A 23,449-nucleotide genomic window follows, 5' to 3' on the forward strand; every position below is an offset into this window, starting at 1 on the left:
ATGACTGCCATCCAAACCGAAACCACTGCCGCCTCCTCCGCGGAGACCACGGTGGAACACGTCCTCACCCTGGACTGCCCCGAAGGTCCCGGGATCGTGCATGCCGTGTCCGGATTCCTGCTGGACCACGGCTGCGACATCATCGACAACAAGCAGTTCGGCGACCGCGCAGAGGGCCACTTCTTCATGCGCGTGCATTTCGCGTCCGACGGCGATGACTCCACTGTTGATCAGCTGCGGAACGCTTTTGCCCCTGTGGGCGATAAGTACAGCATGAACTGGCAGCTTAAGCGTCAGGGGTACAAGCGACGCGTGCTGATCATGGTCTCCAAGTTCGGGCACTGCCTGAACGACCTCTTGTTCCGGGCACGGATCGGCGAGCTGCCCATCGACGTGGTGGGCGTAGTGTCCAACCACACCGACCATCAGGGCTTGGCGGAGTGGCACGGGATCCCGTTCTTCCACGTCCCCGTCACGGCTGCCACCAAGCCCGCGGCCGAGGGACGTTTGCTGGAGATCATCGATGAGCTGGACGTGGAACTCATTGTCCTGGCCCGCTACATGCAGGTCCTCAGCGACGACCTCGCCCGGAAGCTCGATGGCCGCGCCATCAACATCCACCACTCGTTCCTGCCGAGCTTCAAGGGTGCCAAGCCCTACCACCAGGCGTACGCGCGTGGTGTGAAAACTGTGGGTGCCACCGCCCACTACGTCAACGGCGAGTTGGACGAAGGTCCCATCATCGCCCAGCAGGTAGTGGAAGTGGACCACACGTTCGGACCGGACGATCTGGTGGCCGCCGGTCGGGACACCGAATGCAAGGCCCTCAGCAACGCCGTTCGCTGGCACTGCGAGGGGCGGATCATCCTGAATGGGAACAGGACGATCGTGTTGAAGTAGGGCTTGCCCCGCCGAGATCGCGGGTCAGCTGTGAATTCGCTGTTGCTGACGGGCGAATTCGCAGCGGACCCGCGATTTCGCGTTAGACCGGGGTTACACCCGAGCCAGCCGAGTTGCCAGATGCAGCGCAGCCAGCCGGCCGTTCCCGCGTGGGTCACCGCCGCACAGCTCGAAGATCCGTTGCAGCCGGTGATGCAGGGACTGCCTTTCCAAGTGCAGCTCGCGGGCGGCCTGGGCCGTGTTGCAGCCCGTATCCAGCCACACACTCAGCGTCCTCATGAGTTGGGACTTCTTCAGACGATCATGCTCGACGACGGCACCCAGCTGCCGCTGGACGAACCCTTCACGTGTGGCCGGGTCAAGTGTTTCCTGAGCCAGGAGCTCCACGGCCAAGGTGTCGGCATCCACAACGCCTTTGCCTGGCGAGGCCAGATCAAAGGCTCGGCGGGCCTCCGCCAAGGACCAGGGCGCCTCAGCAATCCCGTTGCCCAACGGCCCCACAGCCACCAAGGATCCGGTGGGTACTTCCAGCCCTCGCAAGGCTTCCACCAGCGCACGCCTGGTGGCGTCCCCCTCCCCCAAAGCAGCGACTGCAATCAGCTCAGCGTTATCGGCGTAGCTCGCACTATGCGGCACAGAGAGCCGGAGCAACGCGTCCACCGCCGGACGCAAATGCCCGGCGCCGGTTGATCGAATCACCACTGCGGCCACCGCGCCCTGAGCAGGGAACCCCGATGCCGGACCCAGTTGCTGAAGTTGCCAGTGTTGGCCACCCGAATTAATGGCACGCATGAGTTCGATGCCCGCCAATTCCTTCAGACCCGGCGGCATACGCTGCAACAGTGCCAAGCCCAGAATGTCCACGGAACGTTCGCCGGCCACCCGTGCGAGGCCGCCGTCGCCGTCGTCGGGCATGTGCAGTTCAAGCCGCGCGGCAAGGACGCCGCGGACCGGCACGTCCACGATGGTGACGCTGCCGGCGACTTCGAACGAGCCTGCAGAACTGAGGGTGACGCCCGATGGTGAGAGCAGCCGCGCACTTGCCCCCGTTTTTTCGGACAGCACCGCCAGGAGTTGATCGAGCCCGCCGCCGTGGGCAAGCTCTGCTGCCATGGCGTGGCTGGCTTGGTCGCCGCGCTGAAGGTGCTCCACGGATTCGCTGACCAGGAGCGAATTGATCTCCTGCATGACTGCCACAAACGGAACCACGTGGCGCAGCTCGATCACGGGCAATCCTGCCGCCTCGGCGATCTCCAGCATGCCTGCAGGAACTTCGGGCAGGGCTGGACCAGTTTCCAGGGCCAAGGCAGCAATGCCCCGGGCGGCGAGCTCACGGACGTAGTCGGCTTGCCGTTCGGCTGTGACGCCGGCCAGGGCTTGGCCGCCACTGAGTAACAGCTCACCGCCGCTGAGCAGCGGAGCGATGTCCAGGACTTCACTGGAGTGGACCCAACGGACGCCCCGGCTCAACGCCTCAGGGACATTGTTGAGGAAGCGGGGTTCTGCGGATTTGAGGCTCTGAGACTTCAAAGCCGAGCCCAGGGCTATGGACATGACACTCCGTACGGTGGTGAGCTATTTGCTTAGACACATCGTATCTTGTTGCTGTGATCCGGGGCACATACGCTGAAAGGGTCCCTTTCATACACGGAGGCTCTCCCCATGCAAGACAACCTCTCTTCTTCGCGTTCGAGTTCAGCGCAAACAGTCTCTTCCCAGCCGGGCTCAACGCTGTCAGGACCGGCAACGGCGCCGGGCCACGACAGCGAAGCCTGGCTTCAACCCATCCCCGAATCAGACCGCACCCGCAAAGTTTCCGGACAGTTCTGGATCTGGGCAGGCGCCAACCTCGCACCTATCAACTGGGTGCTCGGCGCCCTCGGCATCCACCTTGGCCTTGGCTTCGCTGACACCGTGATCGTCCTGGTCCTGGGAAACCTGATCGGCATGCTGCTGTTCGGCTGCTTTGTCCTCCTTGGCCAGAAGACCGGCGCCACCGGAATGGTGTTGGCCCGCGCAGCGTTCGGCCGGAGGGGCAACTACCTCCCCGCCGCCATCCAAGCCCTGCTGGTGATCGGCTGGTGCGCCGTCAACACCTGGATCATCCTGGATCTGGTCATGGCGCTCTTCGGCACCCTTGGCTGGGTTGACCCGGAGGCCAAGAACTACGCCTGGAAGATCGGCGTCGCCACGGCCATCATGGCGGCCCAGGTAGCCATCGCCTGGTTCGGCTACAAGGCTATTGCAGCCTTCGAAAAGTGGACGGTTCCGCCCACCATCATCATCCTGGCCGTCATGTCATGCGTGGCGTGGTTCGGCATGAAGATCGACTGGGGCTATGCAGGCCCGGCCGGCAACATCCTTGAAGGTTCCGAGCGCATCGCCGCCATGAGCGCTGTGATGACGGCGATCGGCATCGGCTGGGGCATCACCTGGTTCACCTACGCTGCGGACTATTCCCGTTTCGTCAGCACCTCGGTCCCCAAACGCAAGGTGTATCTTGCCTCTGTCCTCGGCCAGTTCATCCCTGTGGTGTGGCTCGGCGTCCTCGGAGCAAGCCTGGCCACCAACAGCGGCGAAATCGACCCCGGAAAACTCATTGTCCAGAACTTCGGCGTCCTGGCCCTCCCGGTCCTCCTCATGGTCCTGCATGGTCCCATCGCCACCAACATCCTGAACATCTACACCTTCTCCGTGGCCACGCAGGCCCTGGACATCAAGATCAGCCGCCGCAAGCTGAACCTGTTCGTCGGCGTCTTCTCACTCATCGCCGTGGTGTTCTTCATCTTCCAGGAGGACTTCGCAGCGGTTCTCGATGCCTGGCTGATCGGCCTGGTCGCCTGGGTGGCCGCTTGGGGCGGGGTCATGCTGGTGCACTACTTCTGGCTTGAGAAGCGTTGGCCGGCCAAGGTTGACCGCCTCTTCGATCCCGTAGGAACACACCGTTTGCCCGTCATCAACTGGGCCGGAATCGTCTCGCTGCTGGTGGGCATCTTCTCCACCTGGTTGTTCATGTACGGCCTGGTACCCGCCATGCAGGGTCCCATCGCCGTAGCCCTGGGCGGCTGGGACCTCTCCTGGCTGGCGGGAGGACTGACCAGCGCGGTGAGCTACGCACTCCTCGGGCCACGGGCCCACAAGAAGTACCTTCTGGCGGACTCAAACCACGTGTCAGTGACACAGCCAGTCACTCCCGCAGTTCCCGAAAGGACTACAGCATGATCCAGCCCGCTTTCGCTGATTCGCTCCACCCGATCACATGGCCCGAGGGCTACCGGGCCGCAGCGTCCTTCACTTTCGACGTCGACGCCGAGTCCTGCACCATCGCCCATGATCCTTCCAGCACCCGCCGGATGTCCCTCATGAGCCACCAGTCATACGGCCCCAAAATCGCCGTGCCGCGCTTACTTCAACTCTTGGACCGACAGGACATCAAGGCAACGTTCTTCATTCCCGGCTTCACGGCGGAGAGCTACCCGGACGTAGTACGCAGGATCGCCGATGGCGGGCATGAGATCGCGCACCACGGATACCTTCACGAGCCCATGCAGGGGATCGACGCCGCGGCTGAAGCGAGTTATTTGGACCGCGGCCTCGAAGCACTGGCCAACGTGGCAGGAATCCGGCCGGTTGGTTACCGGGCACCGTGGTGGGAGCTGAACTGGCAGTCCCCAGCACTGCTGGCAGACCGCGGCTTCCTTTACGATTCAAGCCTGCTCGACGGCGATGCCCCCTACCGCATGGCCGTCGCCGAGGGCGACTCCCGGGACATTGTGGAGATCCCAGTGGACTGGGCGCTTGATGACTGGGAGCAGTACGGGTTCTACCCCGGAGTCACGGGCAGCGGGGTGATCGAGAGCCCGGCCAAGGCTTTGGAAATGTGGACGCTCGAGGCCCAGGCACATCATTCACAGGGAAGCTGCTTCGTCCTGACCAACCACCCGTTCATCTCCGGCAGGCCGTCCCGTGCCGTCGCCTTGGAGCAATTGATGGAGCGGGTCAAGGACCTGGACGGCATGTGGGTCACCACCCTGGCGGAGATCGCACAGCACACCAAGGACACCGTGCAGGAAATCCACACCCACGCACGGATCGACGTCCCGTTGTTCCCCGGTGCTGGAGCAAGCTTCCGCCCGGCGCAGGTCAAGATTCCCACCCTCCGGTAATTCTTCCGCCGGGATGGCATGTGATGACAACTCTGTATCGCACGCCATCCCGGCGACGGTGTTTAAGGGCCCCCGTACACCGCTTCTGTCCATACACCGATGATCCAGGTGCTCGCGGCGGCGCAGGCCAAGGCAAACTCCACCAGCATCCCTATGCCGGTCGCCTTCAGCGCAGCCCCGCTGGACCGCAGCGCAGCCTGGAAGTTCCGCGTGCGCTGTACTTCGCTGAGGAGGAGCCCCAGCGCGAACCCCACAAATAGACCCACCACGGGGATAACGAACATGCCCACCACGCCTAGGACCACACCAATCAGCACCGATCTGTTGGGGATCCCGTGCTGCTTCATTTTGCGCCCCGTCAACACGGCGCTGGCCGCCATTCCAGAGACCACAAACACCATGCCCACAGCAAAGATCACCCAGCCCATGCCACCGGCACCTCCCCAGATAGCCCAGGCCAAGAGGCTCGCGCCGATGAGGATACTGCCGGGCAGTACAGGAATGATGGTCCCGGCCACGCCTACCGCAATGGCCAGGCCACACAGGATGGTCACGATGAGTTCGGCGTTCATGGCCCCAAGTCTATGGGCCACTGAGTTAGCCGGCGTCGCGGCCGGCCGCTTAAGCACAAACGACGGCGACGCTCCCCAGCACGGGAGGCGTCGCCGTCGTCGGTCTTGCGTTGGTAACCGCTACTCGGTGACGGCTGCGGCAACTGCCGCGGTGACCGCCGGTGCCACGCGGGCGTCCAGCGGGCTCGGCACGATGTAGTCCGCGGAGAGGTCCTCTGCGGCGAGCTCAGCAATGGCGTTGGCCGCAGCGATCTTCATGGCGGGCGTGATGCGGCGGGCTTTGGCATCGAGCGCTCCGCGGAAGATGCCCGGGAAGGCCAGAACGTTGTTGATCTGGTTCGGGAAATCGCTGCGGCCGGTGGCTACAACTGCTGCGTACTTCTGGGCAACCTCGGGCAGAACTTCAGGGTCCGGGTTGGACAGGGCGAACACGATCGACTGATCGTTCATGAGCTTCAGGTGTTCTTCATCCAGCTTGGAAGAGGAGACACCCACAAAGACGTCGGCGCCGGTCAGTCCTTCGCCCGGACCGCCGCTGATGCCGCGGGGGTTGGTGCGCTGGGCCATGCGGGCTTTGACGCTGCCGGGATCGGCTACGAGATCTGCGCGGTCCGCGTTGACCACGCCCTTGGAGTCGAGCAGGATGACGTCCTTGATGCCAACAGCCAGAAGGATCTCAGCAATGGCGATGCCAGCGGCACCGGCACCGGAGACGACTACCTTGAGCCCGGCGAGCTCGCGCTGGGTCACCTTGGCGGCGTTGGTCAGGGCGGCAAGAACCACCACGGCGGTACCGTGCTGGTCGTCGTGCATGACCGGGCAGTCCAGGGCTTCGATGAGGCGCTCTTCGAGTTCGAAGCAGCGCGGAGCCGAGATGTCCTCGAGGTTTACTGCGCCGAAGCTCGGGCGGAGGCGGACCAGGGTTTCGATGATCTCGTCCACATTGGTGGTGTTGAGGACCAGCGGGATGGAGTCGAGGTCGCCGAAGGACTTGAAGAGGGCCGACTTGCCCTCCATGACCGGCAAGGAAGCGCTGGGGCCAATGTTGCCCAGACCCAGAACGGCGGTGCCATCGCTGACCACAACAACCAGGCGTTCGGCCCAGGTGTGGGTGCGGGCAAGTTCAGGGTTGGCGTGGATTGCGCGGCTGACCTGGGCAACGCCAGGGGTGTATGCGATGGAGAGGTCGCGCTTGTTGTTGAGCGGGACGGTGCTGGAAATGGTCAGCTTGCCGCCTTCGTGGGCGGTGAAGATCTCTTCTTCACTCAGTACCAGGGCGTCGTTATCAGTTGCAATTGTCTCAATGGACACGTCTTTGTCTCCTCAGGCTAGCCGTGGACCCACGGCATGATTCGGGCAGGAACAGAACTGCTGGTGCGGGCCAAGGGTGACTGGTCCGGCATTGCTTCTGCAGATAGGGGGCTGCTAGCCGCTTCGGTGATTCCAGCCTAGGGACACGTTGAGGGTACAAGATTCAATACCAACAGAGACGATTCAAGAGTAAAACGTTCAACCACGCCAAATTGTGAGCTACCTCACGCCAAAAAGCGTGTTCCGGGGCCGCATCGGTCTAGACCAGCGGTCCATTTCTCATTCACCAGAGAGCAGCGTGCACGCTTTCTTCAGGTCCTTCTCCGCCTCAAACAGGGACAACCTCCGGCAGCGGACCGCCTGCACCAAGCCACTCACCAGGTGCAGCAGGATGCGGGCCTTCACCGTGTCCTTCCCCTGGTCCTTGCTCAACGAACCGACCACTTCTTCGGACAGGGCATCGATCTCGCGCAGCAGCTGCGCCGTGTCGTCATCCTTGCCCGCAGGACGGATGAGGCAGTGCTCAATACCCGGTTGCATAACCCGCAAGTGAAAGATCTCCATCATCAAACCCGCGAGGGCATGGCCTTTACCTTCCCGCAGCCGGACGCCGTCGCGGAGTTCCCTCAACTGTTGCCGATAGACGGCCAGCATCAGGTGGGCTGTGGAGGGGAAGTAACGGTAGAGCGTACCGAGCGGAATGTCAGCCCGGGCCGCCACGTCAGAAAGGCTCAACGTATCGAACTGCCGTTGGGCGAAGCCTTCGGCCGTCTTGAGAATGCGGGCATAGCGCAACTGCTGCCGCGGTGTGGTGGGCGCGGCAGCCATACGGGGCAGCCCCGTGGTCAGGTCAAGGGAGTAGGGTTCCAGTGAGTTTGTTGCGGGCATTTCCGGCGATCTCTTGGCAGGCTGACAAGGAAACGGCCGGCTGGGTCCAGGACCACGGCTGGCCGATCGCATCAATGATACGGGAGCAAAATGACCGTTTCCTGAGAGCTCGATCTACTTCCATGAGCCATGCCTTTCCCGTCTATCCACCCGGCAGACATACACTTCATGCAGGTTTTGAAGCCACTCGGGAGGAACACACACATGGGGAAATTACGACGCCGGATGGCAGCAGCGCTGGTGACCGCCACTGTTGCGGCAATGGCACTTAGCCCCCTGCCGGCGTCGGCCGCGCCCAGCAACGGGCCGGACCCCATAGTCAACGGTCAAGCATTCGTCGGCAAGAAGCTGACCGCGGACATCGGCCCGTACACGTTCTACGGATGCGGGGGCGGCAAAGGCCCCGATTTCACGATCTACTGGACCCGGGACGGCTTTCTGGTGGCCGGGGAAACAACACGCAGCTACACGCTGGAGCAGGACGACACCGGCGCCCGCATGGCCGCGCACGTGACAGCCAGCACCACGGCCTGCGGCGGAGAATCGCTGCACAGTAACGAAACCAAGCCCGTGGGAGCCGCGAACAGGGCTGCAGGTTTCACTGGTCGCAGCTTTGAACTCCTCACCCGCGCCAGCGATGGCTCGCTGGTGCTCTACGGGCGAAATGGCAGCGCATGGGATCCAGCCCGAACCGTGGGTTACGGCTTCAATATCTTCAACACGGCGTTTTCCCCAGGCGACTTCGACGGTGACGGCAAAAACGACGTGATAGTGCGCGACTCCGTCGGGGGGCTCTACCTCTTCAGCGGGGACGGCGCAGGCGGATGGAAGCCGGCCAGGCACATCGGTAACGGATGGAACGTGTTTGACTCCATCGTCGGTCCGGGAGACTTCAACGGCGACGGCCATAACGATGTCCTCGCGCGAGAACCCGGCGGCGCCCTCTATCTCTACCCGGGCAATGGTGCCGGCGGCTGGTTGGCGCGAACCGCCGTCGGGACCGGCTGGAACGTCATGGACGCACTGGTGACGCCCGGCGACTTCAATGGCGACGGAAATGTGGACATCCTGGCACGTGACCGCAGCGGCTATCTGTTCTTCTACGGCGGCAATGGCTCAGGAGGCTGGTCGCGGTCCTGGATGATCGGCGTCGGATGGAACGCCCTCAAATATGTTGGCGGTGCCGGTGACTTCAACGGTGACGGCTTCCCCGACGTCTACGGAGTGGACCAGCAGGGCCGGCTGCTTGCGTACTACAGCGACGGCAAGACGGGGTGGAAAGGTTCCGAAGCGGTGGGCGCCGGATTCGGGTGGTTCACAGCAATCTTCTAGGAAGATCCCAGTCGCGGTACCATTAACCCCATAAAGTCTGGGGAGGACACAATGTTTGCTTCATCACGCCCTACGTCCGGCGTGCGCCGGGCTATAGCCGGAATAGGGGCTGCGATCTTTGCAGCAGTTGTTCTGGCCCCCGCCCCCGCCATGGCCACCATGGACCCCGAACCGCCGGTGATCACGGGCGCGCCATACGTTGGTTCCACCCTCACGGTCACCTGGGACCCCTACGCGTACAAGGGCTGCGGCGCTGCTGCCGGCCCGGACACACGCATCTATTGGACGCGCGATGGTGAAGTAGCAACGGACCACCCCACATGGCCCGACTATGCCCTCACTGAAGAAGACCGCGGCAAAACCATCGCCGCGCACCTGGTGGCCAACTATCCCTGTGAAGGCATGGAAGTCGCCAGCGAGGAAACCGCTCCGATTTCTGCGTCCAACCGGCCCAACGGGTTCACTGGCCGCGGGGCGTTCGAGCTCCTGGCCCGCCGATCCGATGGCGCGCTGCTGATGTACCCGCGGGTCCAGAACTCCTGGGAACCGGCGAAGACGGTCGGTGCAGGCTGGAATATTTTCCCCACAGTGCTCTCCCCCGGTGACTTCGACGGCGACGGCATCAACGACGTCCTGGGCAGGGACTCAGCAGGCGGCCTCTACCTGTACAGCGGTGACGGCTCAGGCGGCTGGAGCGGCCCCCGGAGGGTCGGGACCGGGTGGAACATCTTCACTTCGCTGGTCTCTCCCGGAGACTTCAACAGCGACGGCACCAACGATGTCCTGGCCCGCGACGCCAACGGGGTTCTCTACCTTTACCCCGGCGATGGTGCCGGCGGATGGCTGCCCCGGTCCGTGGCGGGGCAAGGCTGGAACTCCCTGAACGCGCTCATCACCCCCGGCGACTTCGACGGCGACACCAACGTTGACGTCCTGGCTCGCGATTCTGCCGGTTACCTGAGGCTCTACAGCGGCAACGGTGCCGGCGGCTGGAACGGCATGACCGTAGTTGGCCAGGGCTGGAACGGCATGAGCAAGATCGGCAGCGCCGGCGACATCAACGCCGACGGCAGCCTCGACGTCTTTGCTGTGGATGGCTCCGGCCAACTGCGCGCCTACTACGGCAACGGCAGGGCCGGCTGGGCCGGCGCTGAAGTTGTCGGCTGGGGTTGGGGCGGTTTCACGGACCTGTTCTAGCCTCAAGCCACCATTTCGAGGGTTCCTTGGCGCTTACGCTGTTGCGAACGGCACCGTGAGCAGGGAACCATCGAATTGGTGTGTGTTCGCCATCCATCCACGGCGTCGCAATATTCGGACCGCTATATGCCAGCTGGCCAGCAGGCGGTAGTGTCATCCCAATTGATCTCTTCGGCCAACTCTGTGCCGCCTTATTTTGGGGGAATCCTTGGGCTTTAACTCTGCCCTTCGCGCGCCTGCGCGCCGCCGCAGTCCACGCCGACTGCTTGCACTCATTACGGCCCCGGCTTTAGCCACTTGCCTCTTGGTCTCGGCCGTCCCTGCTTCCGCCGCTGAAGAAGCGGTGGACACCACGGCCTCCTTCACAAAAGATGCGGTGCCTAGCAAAGAATCCATCCAGGGGCTTCCCGTAGAAGCAGCCCCTAGATCGAAGGGTTTCGACGGCGACGGCACCTTCGATCTGTTCGCCCGGGACAACGCGGGCCGCTTGCTCCTCTACCCCACCGATGGACGAGGCAATTGGCGAGCGCCGCAAGTGATCGGCAACGGCTGGCACATTTACAACCTCTTGGTTTCACCGGGCGACTTTGACGGCGATGGAACCGTAGACGTCATGGGCCGCGACGGCTACGGACGGCTCTTCCTTTACCAAGGAAACGGCGCAGGGGCTTGGAAACAGGCCTTCCAGATTGGTCAGGGATGGCAGGGGTTCGTCAATCTGATCGCACCCGGTGACTTCAACGGTGATGGCACCAACGACATCCTTGCCCAGGATGGTTCAGGCAATGTCTTCCTCTACCCCGGCAACGGGCAGGGTGGTTGGCTCACGCCGAGCAAGGTCACTACGAGCTGGCAGGGACTAGATGCTGCAGGGGCCGGGCATTTCTATGGCACATCCGAAGCCGTGGTCCTCGCGCGCACCCGCTTTGGCGACTTGCAGGCCCGTTCATCGCAGCGCAACGGCTTCTTCTTCGATTACGGTAGCCCCGACGCCTTTGACGGAACCATTGGCAGGGGCTGGGAGGCGCTTAGTCGTTTCGGGATTGCCGGTGACTTCAACGGAGATGGCTACAACGACGTCTATGGCATCAGCCCCAACGGCCTGCTGACGATGTACCTCGCCGACCCTTCAGGCTTCAGCAGCTGGGGCATCTACGGCTTCAAATGGAAGGGGCAGCCGGTAGTCGGAAGTGGCTGGAACGTCATAAACTACGTCTTTTAGGACTAGTCCACGCTCTTGATCTTCACCACGAACACGGCGCCCAAGAGCCCAATGACTGCGGCGGCTACGTACAGCGAGACGTAGCCGCCCCAATAGTCAACGAAGAGAAAAGCGATACCTGGAGCCAGCACCTGCGGCATTGAGTTTGCGATATTGATAACCCCCAGGTCCCTTCCCCGGTCAAGTGCTTTGGGTAGTACCTGAGTGATGAGTGCGAAGTCCACGGCCAAGTAGGCACCGAACCCGATCCCGAGAACCACTGCGCCCGTAATCGCCCCTGTCCATGTCGGGGAAAAAGCGAGAATCAGTGAGGCTACGGCGATGACGACGGATGAGGCAATGACCAAGGGCTTTCGCTTGCCCGTCCTGTCGCTCATCCGGCCACCCACGACGCTGGTAATGATGACGGCGACGGCATAAAGGCCGGTAACGACCAGCACCCCGAACTCGGGGTCAATGCCATTGACCTCCTTCAAGCGGACAGCATCCGTCAGGAAATAGAGCAGGTAGATAGTAACCATGTGATTTCCCGTGCTTACCAAGAACCTGGTCAACCACGCCCAAGCGAAATCCGGGTAGCGCTTGGGCGAAACCCAAAAGCCTTTGAGGAATTCAGCCATTTTGAACGGGGGACGCTCGCTAGGCGACAGTGGCTGATCGTCGCTCTTGAATAGATACAGAACGACGCCGGCCAGCAGCGCCGCGGCGCAGACCCAGTATCCGGCGGCGAAGTTCCCAGCTACGACAGCAGCGATTACTGCGCCAACGAGGATACCCACGGTCTGACCCATGGCTGCCAATCCGCCTACGGTTCCCCGCTGCGGTACGGGCACTCTGTCCGGGATAGCAGCGAAGATAGCCGCGTACATGGCGTTGGCTCCGGCCTGCACCAGGCACCACAGCAAAGTCATGGCTGCAACGTTGGGAGCACCGGCCAAAGCAATAAGCGCAGCAGCTCCAAGGATGGCGCCCATCAGTACCCAGGGAACGCGGCGACCAAACCTGGACGTCGTGCGGTCGCTGAAGGCCCCGAAGAGCGGGTTCGCCACCATGGAAACGGCCGCGCCGCAGCCCGTTACCAAGGCCAGAATGGCTTTCTTTTCATCCTCGTCGAAGTACGCCGCTTGTTGCGCAAGAAGAACCTGGAGGGGTCCAAAGAACGCTGCATTGATGCCCAGGTTAACCAGCACCACGCCCGTAACCCACAGGGGTCGCACACGGCTGACCGGCTCGGCCAGCGCCGTAGCGGTACCTCCACGGACTACGGCTGGGTCCGGCACCGGTCCCGGCAGATCGGACAAGCTCATAGCAGGTTCCCCCTCTTTGAATGTTTGGATTCAGCCTAGCGCGACGCGGCCACACTGAACCGCCGTCGGGTCTTTTATCCACATAGGCCGAAACAACTCCTGCCGCAGCACTGAACCAGGGGTTAGTGTGGCCTCAAACCGATAGAGGAGCAGCACTGTGAGTGAGCAAGTAAATACCGCCGATCTCTACGACGATCGCGGCGAGGAACTCGAGTCCATCGCCATCCAGTTTCACAACCTGGGCGGGCGCACGCATTTCAGCGGCCCTGTCCGCACCATCCGCTGCTTCGAGGACAACGCCCTGGTCAAGACCATCCTCAATACACCCGGCGACGGCGCCGTTCTGGTCATCGATGGACAAGGGTCACTGAGGACAGCACTCATGGGAGACATGATTGCGGAAAGCGCTGTGGCCAATGGCTGGGCTGGCGTAGTGATCAACGGTGCCATTCGAGACCGCGAGGCGATCGCCCGCTTACCCCTGGGCGTCAAGGCACTCGGCAGTAACCCGAAGAAGAGCGCCAAGACAGGTGTGGGCGAAGTGGATGTCCAGCTGGTCATCGATCGCGTCCGTATCCAGCCAGGCGTGATGATCTTCTGCGATCCGGACGGCATTCTGATCGAGCGCTGACCCTCACCGGGCTGCCGACTTAGAGGGAAAGTGGAAGAAATATTATCCCGTCGGGAATCAACCGGCCTGTAAGATAGTTACTGAAAGCAACTATCCTGCTTAATCCACTTTTCTGCCACCTCTGGAGAAGAAATGTCCAAAACTGCGCCTGTACGGGCCGCCGGAGAGGTCCTGACGCATCGTCAGACCCTCACGGTCATGGTGGGGCTCATGCTCGGCATGTTCCTGTCCTCGCTGGATCAGACCATCGTGTCCACCTCCATTTACACCATCGCCAACGACCTCGATGGCCTGTCCCTCCAGGCGTGGGCCACCACGGCGTACCTCATCACCTCCACCGTGAGCACCCCGCTGTACGGCAAGCTCAGCGACATCTTTGGCCGCCGCCCCCTCTACCTCGTGGCCATCGTGATCTTCCTGATCGGTTCCCTCTACGCAGGATCCGTCCATTCCATGACCGAGCTTGCCATTGCGCGCGGTATCCAAGGCCTGGGCGCCGGCGGTTTGCTGGCCTTGGCGCTGACCATCATCGGCGACATTGTGGCGCTGAAGGACAGGGCAAAGTACCAGGGCTACTTCATGTCTGTGTTCGGTATTTCTTCCGTGCTCGGTCCGGTCATTGGCGGCGCGTTCGCCGGCTCGGCCAACATCCTGGGCTTTGAAGGCTGGCGCTGGGTCTTCTTCATCAACCTCCCCATTGGGCTCGCCGCCCTTGTTGTGGTCTTCATGTACCTGCACCTCCCGGCCCGGCACGTGAAGCAAAAGATCGACTACTGGGGTGCAGCCGCGATCACCCTTGCGATTGTTCCGCTGCTGCTGGTTGCAGAGCAGGGCCGCACCTGGGGTTGGGCCTCGGGCGCATCCTGGCTCTGCTATGGGCTTGGCGTCATCGGCATCGTCGCCTTCCTTCTGGCTGAGAAGCGCGCCGGAGACTACGCCTTGATCCCGCTGCGTCTTTTCAAGAACACCACTTTCGGATTGTCCTCGCTGCTGAACTTCATCATCGGCATTGGTATGTTCGGCGCCATCGCCATGCTGCCCATGTACCTGCAGCTCGTGAAGGGGCTTACTCCTACCGAGGCCGGCCTGATGATGATCACGTTCACTGTGGGCATCCTCTTCGGCTCCATCTCCGCCGGCCGAACCATCTCCTCATCAGGCGTCTACCGGGTCTTCCCCATCATGGGTACGGCTATCCTTGCGGCTGCCGCCACCGTAATGGGCCTGGTCCTCGGCGTCGATACCGGCCTCTGGGTTCCCGGCCTGATCGCCGTGTTCTTCGGCGTCGGACTGGGTTTCTGCATGCAGCCGCTCACGCTTGCCATGCAGGTTTCGGTCCCGCCGAAGGATATGGGCGTGGGCACCTCAACAGCCGCATTCTTCCGTTCCATGGGTGGTGCAGTGGGCACGGCAGTCTTCATCTCCATGCTCTTTAGCACTGCGGCTGACAAGATCGCCGACGGCATGAAAACTGCCGCCGCTACCCCGGACTATCAGGCGGTCATGCAGGACCCTGCCGTGGCGTCGGATCCCGCCAACGCCAAGCTCTTCGACTTCTTCAAGAACGGCGCCAACAACGAGTCCCTGAACGACACCAGCTGGCTCCACACGGCAAACAGCACGCTCACCAGGCCGATCACCGAGGGCTTCGCCCAGGCGATCGACATCGTGATGCTTACTGCTGCCGGGCTCATGCTCGTTGCCTTCCTGATCAGCTTCGCGTTGCCGAACAAGAAGCTCACGGACCCCAAGGCGGCAGCCAAAGAGTCCGTTCCCGCGCACTAGATTTGCGCGTCAGGTACTACGTCACGCACCACAAGCACGGCAGGCAGTCTTCGGACGGCCTGCCGTGCTTTGTGTTCAACTAGTTGAGCCATGAACCCGCTTTTGCCGCCACAGCAACCAGGGAGCGTCCACCCAGTCAACTCCCAGCTGTGCGGAAGCAACATGATGCGTTAACTACGTGAATACATGTCGCCTCCGTCACTTGACTGGAACTGGAGCGATATGACGTGCCACACTGTGTAGCGCGAGTGCACCGGCGTCCCCGTCGGACAGCCGACGACGTCCCGCACATCGCTTCCAAACCCCCATTCCCTAAGGGAGACCCATGTCCAGTTCCAGCACCGAAGGCGCGCCCCCAGTTTCACGGAAGGTGATCGGCCTGGCCGTCGCCGGCGCGGTGGGCGGTTTCCTCTTCGGCTTCGATTCCTCCGTGGTCAATGGCGCCGTGGATGCGATGGCGGACGAGTTCGTCATGACGGAAGCGGTCACAGGCTTCGCCGTTGCCGTTGCCCTGCTGGGCTGTGCCGCCGGGGCCTACTTTGCCGGCAAGATCGCCGACCGCTACGGCCGTATACCTGCCATGAAGATCGGTGCGCTGCTCTTCCTGGTGAGCGCGGTGGGAACGGGCCTTGCCTTTGGTGTGTGGGACCTCATCCTCTGGCGATTGGTAGGCGGTTTGGGCATTGGACTTGCCTCCGTTATTGCCCCTGCGTATATCTCCGAAATTTCCCCCCGGCACGTACGTGGCCGTTTGGCTTCCCTCCAGCAGCTCGCCATTACCACCGGCATTTTCGCGGCCCTTCTCTCCGATGCCGTGCTGGCCAACTCGGCCGGCGGCGCAGATGGCACGCTGTGGTTTGGCATTGAAGCCTGGCGGTGGATGTTCATCGCTTGCGCCGTGCCTGCCGCAGTGTACGGCTGGATCGCATTCCGCCTGCCCGAGTCCCCGCATTTCCTGGTACTGAACGGCAAGGAAGACCAGGCCCGCAGTATCTTCAACAACATCATCCCGGGCGACGACATCGAGCGCCACATCCGCGAGATCCGCGAGTCCATTCAGGAGGAGAAGCTCTCCACCAGGAAGGGGTCCCTCCGCGGCAACAGATTCGGCCTTCTGCCAGTGGTGTGGATCGGCATCATCCTCTCCGTCCTGCAGCAGTTCGTTGGCATCAACGTGATCTTCTACTACTCCACCACGTTGTGGAAGGCCGTCGGGTTCCAGGAGAAGGACTCACTGACAATCTCCGTGGCCACCTCCGTCACCAACATCCTGGTGACTTTGGTTGCCATCGCATTGGTGGATCGCATCGGCCGCCGCCCCATCCTGCTCACCGGTTCCGTTGGCATGGCTGTATCCCTCGGCGTCATGGCAATGGCGTTCTCGTCCGCCGTGGGTACGGGCTCCGAGATCAGCCTCCCGGGCGCGTGGGGACCGGTAGCCCTGGTAGCGGCGAACATTTTTGTGATCAGCTTCGGTGCCTCGTGGGGGCCGCTCGTCTGGGTGCTGCTGGGCGAGATCTTCCCGTCCCGCATCCGCGCCCGGGCCCTCGGTCTGGCCGCAGCGGCGCAGTGGATCGCCAATTTTGCCATCACGCTCAGCTTCCCCATCATGGCGGCAGGTTCGCTGCCACTGACTTACGCCATGTACGCGGCATTCGCGGCGGCGTCGTTCTTCTTTGTGATGTTCAAGGTTCCGGAGACCAACGGCATGTCCTTGGAACAGGCTGAAACGCTGTTCGTTCCCAAAGGCGCACCGGTGGCTCCCCTGCCGGTCACCTCGGACGACACGAAATAGAGCACACGACACAAGAAAGCCCGGCGGAAACCGCCGGGCTTTCTGTGGTTTCGGGACCGCTACACCAAGTGGGGCTCGTGAGATTTCAGGTAGCCGCGTCCTCCGAAAGCAACGAGGATGGCGATAGCCATGGCCACCGCTCCGGCGAAGAACGGTACTTGCGGGCCGAAGTGCTCGCCCAGCTGGGCGGCCGCGAACGGGGCCAGCGCGCCGCCCATCCAGCGCACAAAGTTGTAACCGGCGGACGCAACGGGACGCGGGGAATCAGAAACGCCCATGGCCAGTTCCGTATAGACCGTGTTGTTGATGCCCAGCAGGGCACCGGCCACGATGACAAGCACGACGACGGCAGTCACCGAGTGCCCGGCTGCCAGTCCCAGGCCGATCAGGTCGAGCATGAGGACGGCCAGCGTACCGGTGAGGACCTTGACGGCGCCGAAGCGCTTCTGGAGTACAGGGGCGACAAACACCGAGAAGACCGCAACAGCAACGCCCCAGCCGAAGAACACTCCCCCGATTCCGTAGGCGTCCATACCCAGGATGAACGGCGTGAAGGCAAGGATGGTGAAGAAGCCGTAGTTGTAGAACAGTGCGCTGGCTGCGGTGGTGCGGAGACCCTTGTGGCCGAGCGCAAGGAGCGGATCCCTCAGGCGGGACTTTTTAGCGGGAGCGGGTGTTTTGGGAAGCAACGCCAGCAACGCAATGAAGGCCGCGGCCATGAGGACTGCGGTGCCGAAGAACGGAGCTCGCCACTGCCAGCCACCCAGGAGGGCGCCCAGCAACGGGCCAAGGGAGATACCCAGACCGAGTGCTGCTTCGTAAAGGATGATGGCAGTGCCGGTTCCTCCGCTGGCCACACCTACGATCACCGCTAGTGCCGTGGCCACGAACAACGCATTACCGAGGCCCCACCCCGCCCGGAATCCCACCAGCTGCTCAACGCTGCCGGCGAGGCCGGACAACGACGCGAACACCACGATGATCGCCAAGCCGATGAGCAGCGTCTTCTTTCCACCGATCCTGGAGGACACGAATCCGCTGATCAACATGGCGATTGCGGTCACCAGGAAATAGCTGGTGAACAGCAACGAGACTTCACTGGTGGACGCCTCGAGATTCTTTGCAATCGCGGGGAGAATAGGGTCCACGAGCCCGATGCCCATGAACGCGAAAACGGCCGCGAGCGCCGTGGCCCACACCGCTTTGGGCTGTTTGAGAAATGAAGCTTTCTCGGCTTCAAGGGTGGTTTCGATGGTTGTTTCGGCGCTTGCTGAAGCGTCAGCCAACTGGCGTGACATTCAATGGCTCCTTGTCGGTGCTTATCTGGTTAGTTCTGGAACGAGCTGTTGAGCTTGGCGATCACGGGCAACGCTGAGGCGAGCTGCTCGATCTCCTGGTTACTGAGACCTTGCAGTAGTTCGGCCACCATGGCATTGCGCCGCTGATTGGCGGACTCGACGGCGGCGGTCCCGGCTTCGGTGATGACCACCTGGACGGCCCGGGAATCGTCCGGGTCAGGCTGGCGTGTAACCAGTGAGGCGCGCTCGAGCTTGATGATCTGCTCCGTGGCGCTCGGGACTTTGATCCCCAGGTTCTTGGCGATGTCGCCCACTCGGAGGCCGCCGTCGGAAATCATGGACAGCAGGCTGAGCTGCGCGGCGGTTAGCTCGCCTTCGGGATCGAGGCGGCGGAACATGTACACGCCGAGCCGAAGTGACTCACGGAAGTCCTGGGCGAGATCCAATAGCCGGGGATCAAAGGTGTTCATATTTAGGTACCCTAATAGTTAGGGTACCTAAATGTCAAAGAATAGGGCAGGTGAGGCTCTTAGAGTGTGAGCTTCATACCCTCATGGCTCGCAACAAACCCCAAGCGCTCATAGAAGCGATGGGCCCCCACGCGGGACTTATCCGTGGTGAGCTGCACCAGAGAGCAGCCGCGCTCCCGGGCCTGATCAACAGCCCACTGAATCATCAACGCGCCAACCCCCTGACCCCGCAGCGCGCTGGAGACCCGGACCGCCTCGATTTGCGCGCGCCAGGATCCCCGGCGCGACAAGCCGGGGATATAGCTGAGCTGGAACGTTGCAACAACATCACCGTCGAGTTCGCCCACCACCAAAAGGTGCGCCGGGTCGGCGTCGATCGCGTCAAAAGCCCGCTCGTAGGGCGCTAAATCGTCCGCATTTTCGCGCGTGGCACCCAACTGGTCATCCGCGAGCAGCGCGAGGATGCGCGGGAGGTCACCCCTGCGGGCGCGCCGAAGGGTGAAGGTCCCATACTCGACGGCGGCAGTCAGCAGGGCGGGCACGGAACCGGATTGAGTAGTCACCAACCCAGCATGCCACTCCGGTAGATATTCTTCGGAACTCAGTGTTGCTAAGTACCGGTACTTAGTTCTACTATGTAGTGGTAGCTAGTAATACTGAGTAGTGAAGGAGGTGTCCGATGGGCAAGCAAATGACAGAGATGCTCAAAGGCACATTGGAGGGAATCGTCCTGGCCCTCCTGACCGGGAAGGCGGCGTATGGATACGAAATCACCACGCTGCTCCGAGAGCAAGGCTTCACCGAGATCGCTGAGGGCACCGTGTACGCACTGCTGGTCCGGATCGAACAAAAGGGCCTGGTGGACGTGGAGAAGAGGCCGTCCGAAAAAGGGCCGCCCCGCAAGGTGTACACGCTCAACACCCAGGGCAAAAAAGAACTGAACGAATTCTGGAACACCTGGAGCTTCTTGTCCGAACGGCTGGAACAGCTCCGCAAGGAAGGAAAATAGCATGGCAGCAAAATGGATCGAGCTGGTCACCGGATCGCTCGAACAGAAAAAGCAGTACAAGCAAGCCAAGGCACGGCTGGACGCCTTGCCCGAGCCCTACCTCGCTGTGGCCACCGCCTTCAACCGCTATCTGATGTACTACGGCGGTGTCACGCAAGGCGACACCATGGTGCAGATGTTCACGGACCTGGCCGACCTATGGGAACGAGCCGCAGTGGACGGCACCCCCGTCAGCGACATCGTGGGTGATGACCCCATCGAGTTCGCAGAGAGCTTCGCCCAGGCCTACGGCGGAAAACGATGGATCGACAAAGAACGCGAGCGCCTGAACAAGGCGATTGATGAAGCCAGGGAGGCGGAATCATGACCACTGCAGCAATCCGCGTAGAGGGCATCGAGAAGTCATACAAGGACCTCCACGTACTCAGGGGTGTGGAATTTGAGGTGGCCCCCGGCAGCATCTTTGCACTGCTGGGATCCAACGGAGCGGGCAAGACCACCATGGTGAAGATCCTGTCCACCCTGCTCAAAGCGGATGCCGGCTCTGCCGCCGTCGAAGGTTTTGATGTAGCCACCGAATCACAACAGGTAAGGCAGTCCATCAGCCTGACCGGGCAGTTTGCGGCGGTGGACGAGGTCCTGTCCGGGAAGGAGAACCTGGTCCTGGTGGCTAAGCTGCGCCACCTGAAGAACCCGGGACAGATCGCGGACGAGTTGCTGGCGCAGTTCAGCCTCACGGAAGCCGGGTCCCGCAAAGTAGCTACCTATTCCGGCGGCATGCGTCGTCGATTGGACATAGCGATGAGCCTGATCGGCAACCCCACGCCGATTTTCCTGGACGAGCCCACCACCGGCCTGGACCCTGAAGCCCGCCTTGAGGTGTGGGACATCGTCAAGAACCTCGCCAACCAAGGCACCACAGTCCTGCTCACCACGCAGTACCTCGATGAGGCTGAACAACTGGCAGACCGGATTGCCATCCTGCATGAGGGACGCATCATCGCCAACGGCACCCTCGCCGAGCTCAAGCAATTGCTGCCGCCGGCCAAGATCGAATACGTAGAAAAGCAACCGAGCCTGGAGGACATCTTCCTGGCTCTGGTGGGTAGCGGCAACGCTGGGGCCAGTGGCAACGAGTCAGTAAAGGACAGGTCATGAACACCCACTTCTTCGCAGACACTTCTGTTCTGCTGGGCCGTTCCATGCGGCACATTTTCCGCAGCGTGGATACCATCATCACCACAGCAATCACACCGATCGCCCTCATGCTGCTTTTCGTCTACGTTTTCGGCGGAGCCATCAGGACCGACACTGAGAACTACGTGAACTACCTGCTCCCAGGCATCATGTTGATCGCGATCGCCTCCGGCATCGCCTACACGGCAGTCCGCCTGTTCACGGACATGCAGAGCGGGATCTTTGAGCGGTTCCAGTCCATGCCGATCGCACGCTCATCGGTTCTCTGGGCGCACGTCCTGACATCCTTGGCGGCCAACGGACTGTCGCTGGTGATCATCGTGCTGGTGGCACTTCTCATGGGATTCCGCAGCTCCGCCAACATCCTGGATTGGTTGGCCGTGGCGGGTATCCTGGCGCTCTTCACGTTGGCGCTGACCTGGATCGCAATCATCGCGGGCCTCTCGGCGAAGTCCGTTGACGGCGCGGGCGGGTTCTCCTACCCGCTGATCTTCCTACCGTTCATCAGCTCCGCCTTCGTCCCTACGGAGACCATGCCGGGCCCGGTCCGCTGGTTCGCCGAAAACCAGCCAGTGACGTCCATTGTGAATACCATCCAGGATCTGTTCGCGCAGCGTCCGGTAGGTGGGGACATATGGGTAGCGCTGGCCTGGTGTCTGGGGATCCTCGTGGTCTCCTACGCCTTTGCCACAGCCGCCTACAAGCGCCAGATCGCCTAGGTTCCCACCACGTTCCTATAACGGCCAGAGCTCCTCCATGTCATGGGAGGAGCTTTCGCCATGCAGACCGATTCGCCATTGGTCAGACATTAGCTATAGCTTTATCGAACAGATTTGTAACGGCCGTCACCATTGTGGCGGGTCCTTCGAAGGGTTCTTGAACTAATGTCCGACCAGACAACACAAGGGAAGCTTCACGCCTCCAGCAGGGACAGCGAGCCACACCTGTCGCGCTCCCTGAGCAACCGCCACATCCAGCTCCTGGCCATCGGCGGCGCCATTGGGACCGGCCTCTTCATGGGCTCCGGTAAGACCATCTCCGTCGCCGGCCCCTCCGTGATCTTCGTGTACATGATCATCGGCTTCATGCTCTTCTTCGTCATGCGCGCCATGGGCCAGCTGCTGCTGTCCAACCTGAACTACAAATCCTTCAGCGACTTCGCGGGCGACCTTCTTGGACCGTGGGCCGGCTTCTTCACAGGCTGGACCTACTGGTTCTGCTGGGTAGTCACCGGTGTGGCAGACGTCATCGCTATTGCGGGATACGCCGACGAGCTTTGGCCGGGAATCCAACTCTGGATCCCGGGCCTGGCCACCATCATCATTCTGCTTCTCCTGAACCTGCCCACCGTGAAGGCCTTCGGCGAGACCGAGTTCTGGTTCGCGCTCATCAAGATCATCGCCATCGTGGCACTGATCGTTGTGGGCCTGGTGATGATCTTCACCGGTTTCCAATCCAACGCAGGAACCGCGAGCTTCACCAATCTCTGGAGCCACGGCGGGTTCTTCCCCAAGGAATTCATGGGCTTCGTGGCTGGCTTCCAAATCGCCGTGTTCGCGTTCGTGGGCATCGAGCTGGTGGGTACGGCCGCCGCCGAAACCAAGAACCCTGAGCACAACCTCCCCCGCGCCATCAACGCGATCCCCCTGCGCGTCATGCTCTTCTACGTAGGTGCCCTGATCATCCTCATGTCCGTCACCCCGTGGACCGAGTTCAAAGCCGGCCAGAGCCCGTTCATTGCCATGTTCTCCCTGGCAGGCCTGGGAATGGCAGCTACCGTGGTCAACCTCGTGGTCCTCACCTCGGCCATGTCCTCCGCCAACTCGGGAATCTACTCAACATCCCGTATGGTCTACGGCCTGGCCAACGATGGCGACGCACCCAAGCTCTTCGGCCGCCTTTCCAGCCGCAAAGTACCCCAGAACGCACTGTTCCTGTCCTGCGTCCTGCTGCTGGCCGGCGTCGCGCTCCTGTACGCGGGCAAGGACGTTGGCGTGGCGTTCGACATGGTGACCACCGTGTCCGCAGTCTGCTTCATGTTCGTTTGGTCGATCATCCTGGCCAGTTACCTCGTGTACCGTAAACGCCGCCCCGAACAGCACGCGGCCTCATCGTTCAAGATGCCCGGCGGAATCCCCATGGTGTGGGTGGTGTTCGCCTTCTTCGCGTTCCTCGTCTGGGCGCTGACCACTCAGCCGGACACGCTCACCGCCCTGCTGGTGACGCCCATCTGGTTCGCCATCCTTGGTGTGGCCTACGCGGTTGTTCGGAAATCACCCCTGCACCAGGCCCGCGTGGCTGAGTGGAAGGCGATGGTGGAAACCGAAACCGCGGCAACGCGCTAACTCTTAGGACAGAAACAGCGACGT

At 61.9% G+C, this 23,449-nt stretch carries 22 protein-coding genes; 14 read left to right on the forward strand and 8 right to left on the reverse strand.

The features are described 5' to 3' along the window. Entirely contained in the window at positions 1-900 is a 900-nt protein-coding gene (gene purU / locus ACZ5J0_RS18130) for a formyltetrahydrofolate deformylase (RefSeq protein ID WP_250821415.1), read from the forward strand. Between the two features lie 93 nt (positions 901-993). Here purU and ACZ5J0_RS18135 read toward each other — a convergent pair whose 3' ends face one another. Then, positions 994-2,454: a PucR family transcriptional regulator gene (locus tag ACZ5J0_RS18135; RefSeq protein WP_250821416.1), complete on the reverse strand. Its 1,461-nt coding sequence runs from the start codon at positions 2,452-2,454 to the stop codon at positions 994-996. A 108-nt stretch (positions 2,455-2,562) separates the two neighbouring features. Between ACZ5J0_RS18135 and ACZ5J0_RS18140 the strand changes: the two genes are divergently transcribed. Together ACZ5J0_RS18140 and ACZ5J0_RS18145 are read left to right on the forward strand one after the other, a co-directional pair. Further along, complete coding sequence (locus ACZ5J0_RS18140; RefSeq protein WP_464093730.1) at positions 2,563-4,122, forward strand: purine-cytosine permease family protein; 1,560 nt, start codon at positions 2,563-2,565, stop codon at positions 4,120-4,122. After that, positions 4,119-5,066, forward strand: coding sequence for a polysaccharide deacetylase family protein (locus ACZ5J0_RS18145; RefSeq protein WP_464093731.1), 948 nt, complete (start codon positions 4,119-4,121; stop codon positions 5,064-5,066). Before ACZ5J0_RS18140 ends, ACZ5J0_RS18145 begins: the two co-directional genes overlap by 4 nt. 62 nt (positions 5,067-5,128) lie before the next feature. On the opposite strand, the gene ACZ5J0_RS18150 is transcribed toward ACZ5J0_RS18145, so the two are convergent. The 3 genes from ACZ5J0_RS18150 to ACZ5J0_RS18160 all read right to left on the reverse strand — a co-directional run bounded on the left by ACZ5J0_RS18150 (position 5,129) and on the right by ACZ5J0_RS18160 (position 7,837). Beyond that, complete coding sequence (locus ACZ5J0_RS18150; protein WP_142937605.1) at positions 5,129-5,638, reverse strand: DUF456 domain-containing protein; 510 nt, start codon at positions 5,636-5,638, stop codon at positions 5,129-5,131. Positions 5,639-5,758: 120 nt separating this feature from the next. Continuing rightward, complete coding sequence (locus ACZ5J0_RS18155) at positions 5,759-6,949, reverse strand: NAD(P)-dependent malic enzyme (RefSeq protein ID WP_166842475.1); 1,191 nt, start codon at positions 6,947-6,949, stop codon at positions 5,759-5,761. Positions 6,950-7,228: 279 nt separating this feature from the next. Beyond that, a complete protein-coding gene (locus ACZ5J0_RS18160; RefSeq protein WP_043806405.1) occupies positions 7,229-7,837 on the reverse strand; it encodes a TetR/AcrR family transcriptional regulator in 609 nt (202 codons plus the stop codon). A gap of 204 nt (positions 7,838-8,041) precedes the next feature. On the opposite strand from ACZ5J0_RS18160, the gene ACZ5J0_RS18165 reads away from it, so the two are divergent. From ACZ5J0_RS18165 to ACZ5J0_RS18175, 3 genes are all read left to right on the forward strand, one after another. Further along, on the forward strand, positions 8,042-9,169 hold the full coding sequence (locus tag ACZ5J0_RS18165) for an FG-GAP repeat domain-containing protein (RefSeq protein ID WP_464093732.1): 1,128 nt from the start codon (positions 8,042-8,044) through the stop codon (positions 9,167-9,169). A 51-nt stretch (positions 9,170-9,220) separates the two neighbouring features. Further along, the gene (locus ACZ5J0_RS18170; protein WP_464097207.1) at positions 9,221-10,366 is read left to right on the forward strand and encodes an FG-GAP-like repeat-containing protein; all 1,146 of its coding nucleotides are present in this window, start codon (positions 9,221-9,223) and stop codon (positions 10,364-10,366) included. Between the two features lie 376 nt (positions 10,367-10,742). Then, entirely contained in the window at positions 10,743-11,588 is an 846-nt protein-coding gene (locus ACZ5J0_RS18175; protein ID WP_464093733.1) for an FG-GAP repeat domain-containing protein, read from the forward strand. Between the two features lie 2 nt (positions 11,589-11,590). Here the strand turns inward: ACZ5J0_RS18175 and ACZ5J0_RS18180 are convergent, their stop codons facing one another. Then, positions 11,591-12,895, reverse strand: coding sequence for an MFS transporter (locus ACZ5J0_RS18180; RefSeq protein WP_142937599.1), 1,305 nt, complete (start codon positions 12,893-12,895; stop codon positions 11,591-11,593). A 157-nt stretch (positions 12,896-13,052) separates the two neighbouring features. Between ACZ5J0_RS18180 and rraA the strand changes: the two genes are divergently transcribed. The 3 genes from rraA to ACZ5J0_RS18195 all read left to right on the forward strand — a co-directional run bounded on the left by rraA (position 13,053) and on the right by ACZ5J0_RS18195 (position 17,106). Further along, a complete protein-coding gene (rraA, locus tag ACZ5J0_RS18185; RefSeq protein WP_011776445.1) occupies positions 13,053-13,526 on the forward strand; it encodes a ribonuclease E activity regulator RraA in 474 nt (157 codons plus the stop codon). A gap of 132 nt (positions 13,527-13,658) precedes the next feature. Continuing rightward, on the forward strand, positions 13,659-15,311 hold the full coding sequence (locus tag ACZ5J0_RS18190) for an MDR family MFS transporter (protein ID WP_142937598.1): 1,653 nt from the start codon (positions 13,659-13,661) through the stop codon (positions 15,309-15,311). A gap of 325 nt (positions 15,312-15,636) precedes the next feature. Beyond that, positions 15,637-17,106 carry a sugar porter family MFS transporter gene (locus ACZ5J0_RS18195; protein WP_142937597.1) on the forward strand — a complete coding sequence of 490 codons (1,470 nt, stop codon included), beginning with the start codon at positions 15,637-15,639 and terminating at the stop codon, positions 17,104-17,106. A 59-nt stretch (positions 17,107-17,165) separates the two neighbouring features. On the opposite strand, the gene ACZ5J0_RS18200 is transcribed toward ACZ5J0_RS18195, so the two are convergent. From ACZ5J0_RS18200 to ACZ5J0_RS18210, 3 genes are read right to left on the reverse strand one after another with little or no spacing between them, the layout of a single operon-like run. Continuing rightward, positions 17,166-18,404, reverse strand: coding sequence for an MFS transporter (locus ACZ5J0_RS18200; RefSeq protein WP_142937596.1), 1,239 nt, complete (start codon positions 18,402-18,404; stop codon positions 17,166-17,168). Positions 18,405-18,433: 29 nt separating this feature from the next. Then, entirely contained in the window at positions 18,434-18,874 is a 441-nt protein-coding gene (locus tag ACZ5J0_RS18205) for a MarR family winged helix-turn-helix transcriptional regulator (RefSeq protein ID WP_464093734.1), read from the reverse strand. Positions 18,875-18,933: 59 nt separating this feature from the next. Then, entirely contained in the window at positions 18,934-19,440 is a 507-nt protein-coding gene (locus ACZ5J0_RS18210; RefSeq protein ID WP_464093735.1) for an N-acetyltransferase family protein, read from the reverse strand. A gap of 113 nt (positions 19,441-19,553) precedes the next feature. Here ACZ5J0_RS18210 and ACZ5J0_RS18215 point away from each other — a divergent pair, with 113 nt between their 5' ends. The 5 genes from ACZ5J0_RS18215 to cycA all read left to right on the forward strand — a co-directional run bounded on the left by ACZ5J0_RS18215 (position 19,554) and on the right by cycA (position 23,425). Then, positions 19,554-19,883: a PadR family transcriptional regulator gene (locus tag ACZ5J0_RS18215; RefSeq protein ID WP_011776451.1), complete on the forward strand. Its 330-nt coding sequence runs from the start codon at positions 19,554-19,556 to the stop codon at positions 19,881-19,883. A gap of 1 nt (position 19,884) precedes the next feature. Further along, the gene (locus ACZ5J0_RS18220) at positions 19,885-20,250 is read left to right on the forward strand and encodes a DUF1048 domain-containing protein (RefSeq protein WP_464093736.1); all 366 of its coding nucleotides are present in this window, start codon (positions 19,885-19,887) and stop codon (positions 20,248-20,250) included. After that, on the forward strand, positions 20,247-21,041 hold the full coding sequence (locus tag ACZ5J0_RS18225; RefSeq protein ID WP_464093737.1) for an ABC transporter ATP-binding protein: 795 nt from the start codon (positions 20,247-20,249) through the stop codon (positions 21,039-21,041). The genes ACZ5J0_RS18220 and ACZ5J0_RS18225 overlap by 4 nt, the downstream gene beginning before the upstream one ends. Next, complete coding sequence (locus tag ACZ5J0_RS18230) at positions 21,038-21,799, forward strand: ABC transporter permease (RefSeq protein WP_464093738.1); 762 nt, start codon at positions 21,038-21,040, stop codon at positions 21,797-21,799. Before ACZ5J0_RS18225 ends, ACZ5J0_RS18230 begins: the two co-directional genes overlap by 4 nt. A 165-nt stretch (positions 21,800-21,964) precedes the next feature. Then, complete coding sequence (gene cycA, locus ACZ5J0_RS18235; RefSeq protein WP_187697086.1) at positions 21,965-23,425, forward strand: D-serine/D-alanine/glycine transporter; 1,461 nt, start codon at positions 21,965-21,967, stop codon at positions 23,423-23,425. Positions 23,426-23,449: the final 24 nt, after the last annotated feature.

The sequence above is a fragment of the Arthrobacter sp. DualSoilB13 genome, from assembly GCF_055389195.1.

Coding starts and splice junctions, on each gene's coding strand:
- ACZ5J0_RS18145 (WP_464093731.1), top strand. CDS start 4,119: ATGATCCAGCCCGCTTTCGCTGATTCGCTCCACCCGATCACATGGCCC.
- purU (WP_250821415.1), top strand. CDS start 1: ATGACTGCCATCCAAACCGAAACCACTGCCGCCTCCTCCGCGGAGACC.
- ACZ5J0_RS18200 (WP_142937596.1), bottom strand. CDS start 18,404: ATGTCACGCCAGTTGGCTGACGCTTCAGCAAGCGCCGAAACAACCATC.
- ACZ5J0_RS18180 (WP_142937599.1), bottom strand. CDS start 12,895: ATGAGCTTGTCCGATCTGCCGGGACCGGTGCCGGACCCAGCCGTAGTC.
- ACZ5J0_RS18160 (WP_043806405.1), bottom strand. CDS start 7,837: ATGCCCGCAACAAACTCACTGGAACCCTACTCCCTTGACCTGACCACG.
- ACZ5J0_RS18230 (WP_464093738.1), top strand. CDS start 21,038: ATGAACACCCACTTCTTCGCAGACACTTCTGTTCTGCTGGGCCGTTCC.
- ACZ5J0_RS18135 (WP_250821416.1), bottom strand. CDS start 2,454: ATGTCCATAGCCCTGGGCTCGGCTTTGAAGTCTCAGAGCCTCAAATCC.
- ACZ5J0_RS18215 (WP_011776451.1), top strand. CDS start 19,554: ATGGGCAAGCAAATGACAGAGATGCTCAAAGGCACATTGGAGGGAATC.
- ACZ5J0_RS18220 (WP_464093736.1), top strand. CDS start 19,885: ATGGCAGCAAAATGGATCGAGCTGGTCACCGGATCGCTCGAACAGAAA.
- ACZ5J0_RS18190 (WP_142937598.1), top strand. CDS start 13,659: ATGTCCAAAACTGCGCCTGTACGGGCCGCCGGAGAGGTCCTGACGCAT.
- ACZ5J0_RS18140 (WP_464093730.1), top strand. CDS start 2,563: ATGCAAGACAACCTCTCTTCTTCGCGTTCGAGTTCAGCGCAAACAGTC.
- cycA (WP_187697086.1), top strand. CDS start 21,965: ATGTCCGACCAGACAACACAAGGGAAGCTTCACGCCTCCAGCAGGGAC.
- ACZ5J0_RS18205 (WP_464093734.1), bottom strand. CDS start 18,874: ATGAACACCTTTGATCCCCGGCTATTGGATCTCGCCCAGGACTTCCGT.
- ACZ5J0_RS18195 (WP_142937597.1), top strand. CDS start 15,637: ATGTCCAGTTCCAGCACCGAAGGCGCGCCCCCAGTTTCACGGAAGGTG.
- ACZ5J0_RS18170 (WP_464097207.1), top strand. CDS start 9,221: ATGTTTGCTTCATCACGCCCTACGTCCGGCGTGCGCCGGGCTATAGCC.
- ACZ5J0_RS18225 (WP_464093737.1), top strand. CDS start 20,247: ATGACCACTGCAGCAATCCGCGTAGAGGGCATCGAGAAGTCATACAAG.
- ACZ5J0_RS18165 (WP_464093732.1), top strand. CDS start 8,042: ATGGGGAAATTACGACGCCGGATGGCAGCAGCGCTGGTGACCGCCACT.
- ACZ5J0_RS18150 (WP_142937605.1), bottom strand. CDS start 5,638: ATGAACGCCGAACTCATCGTGACCATCCTGTGTGGCCTGGCCATTGCG.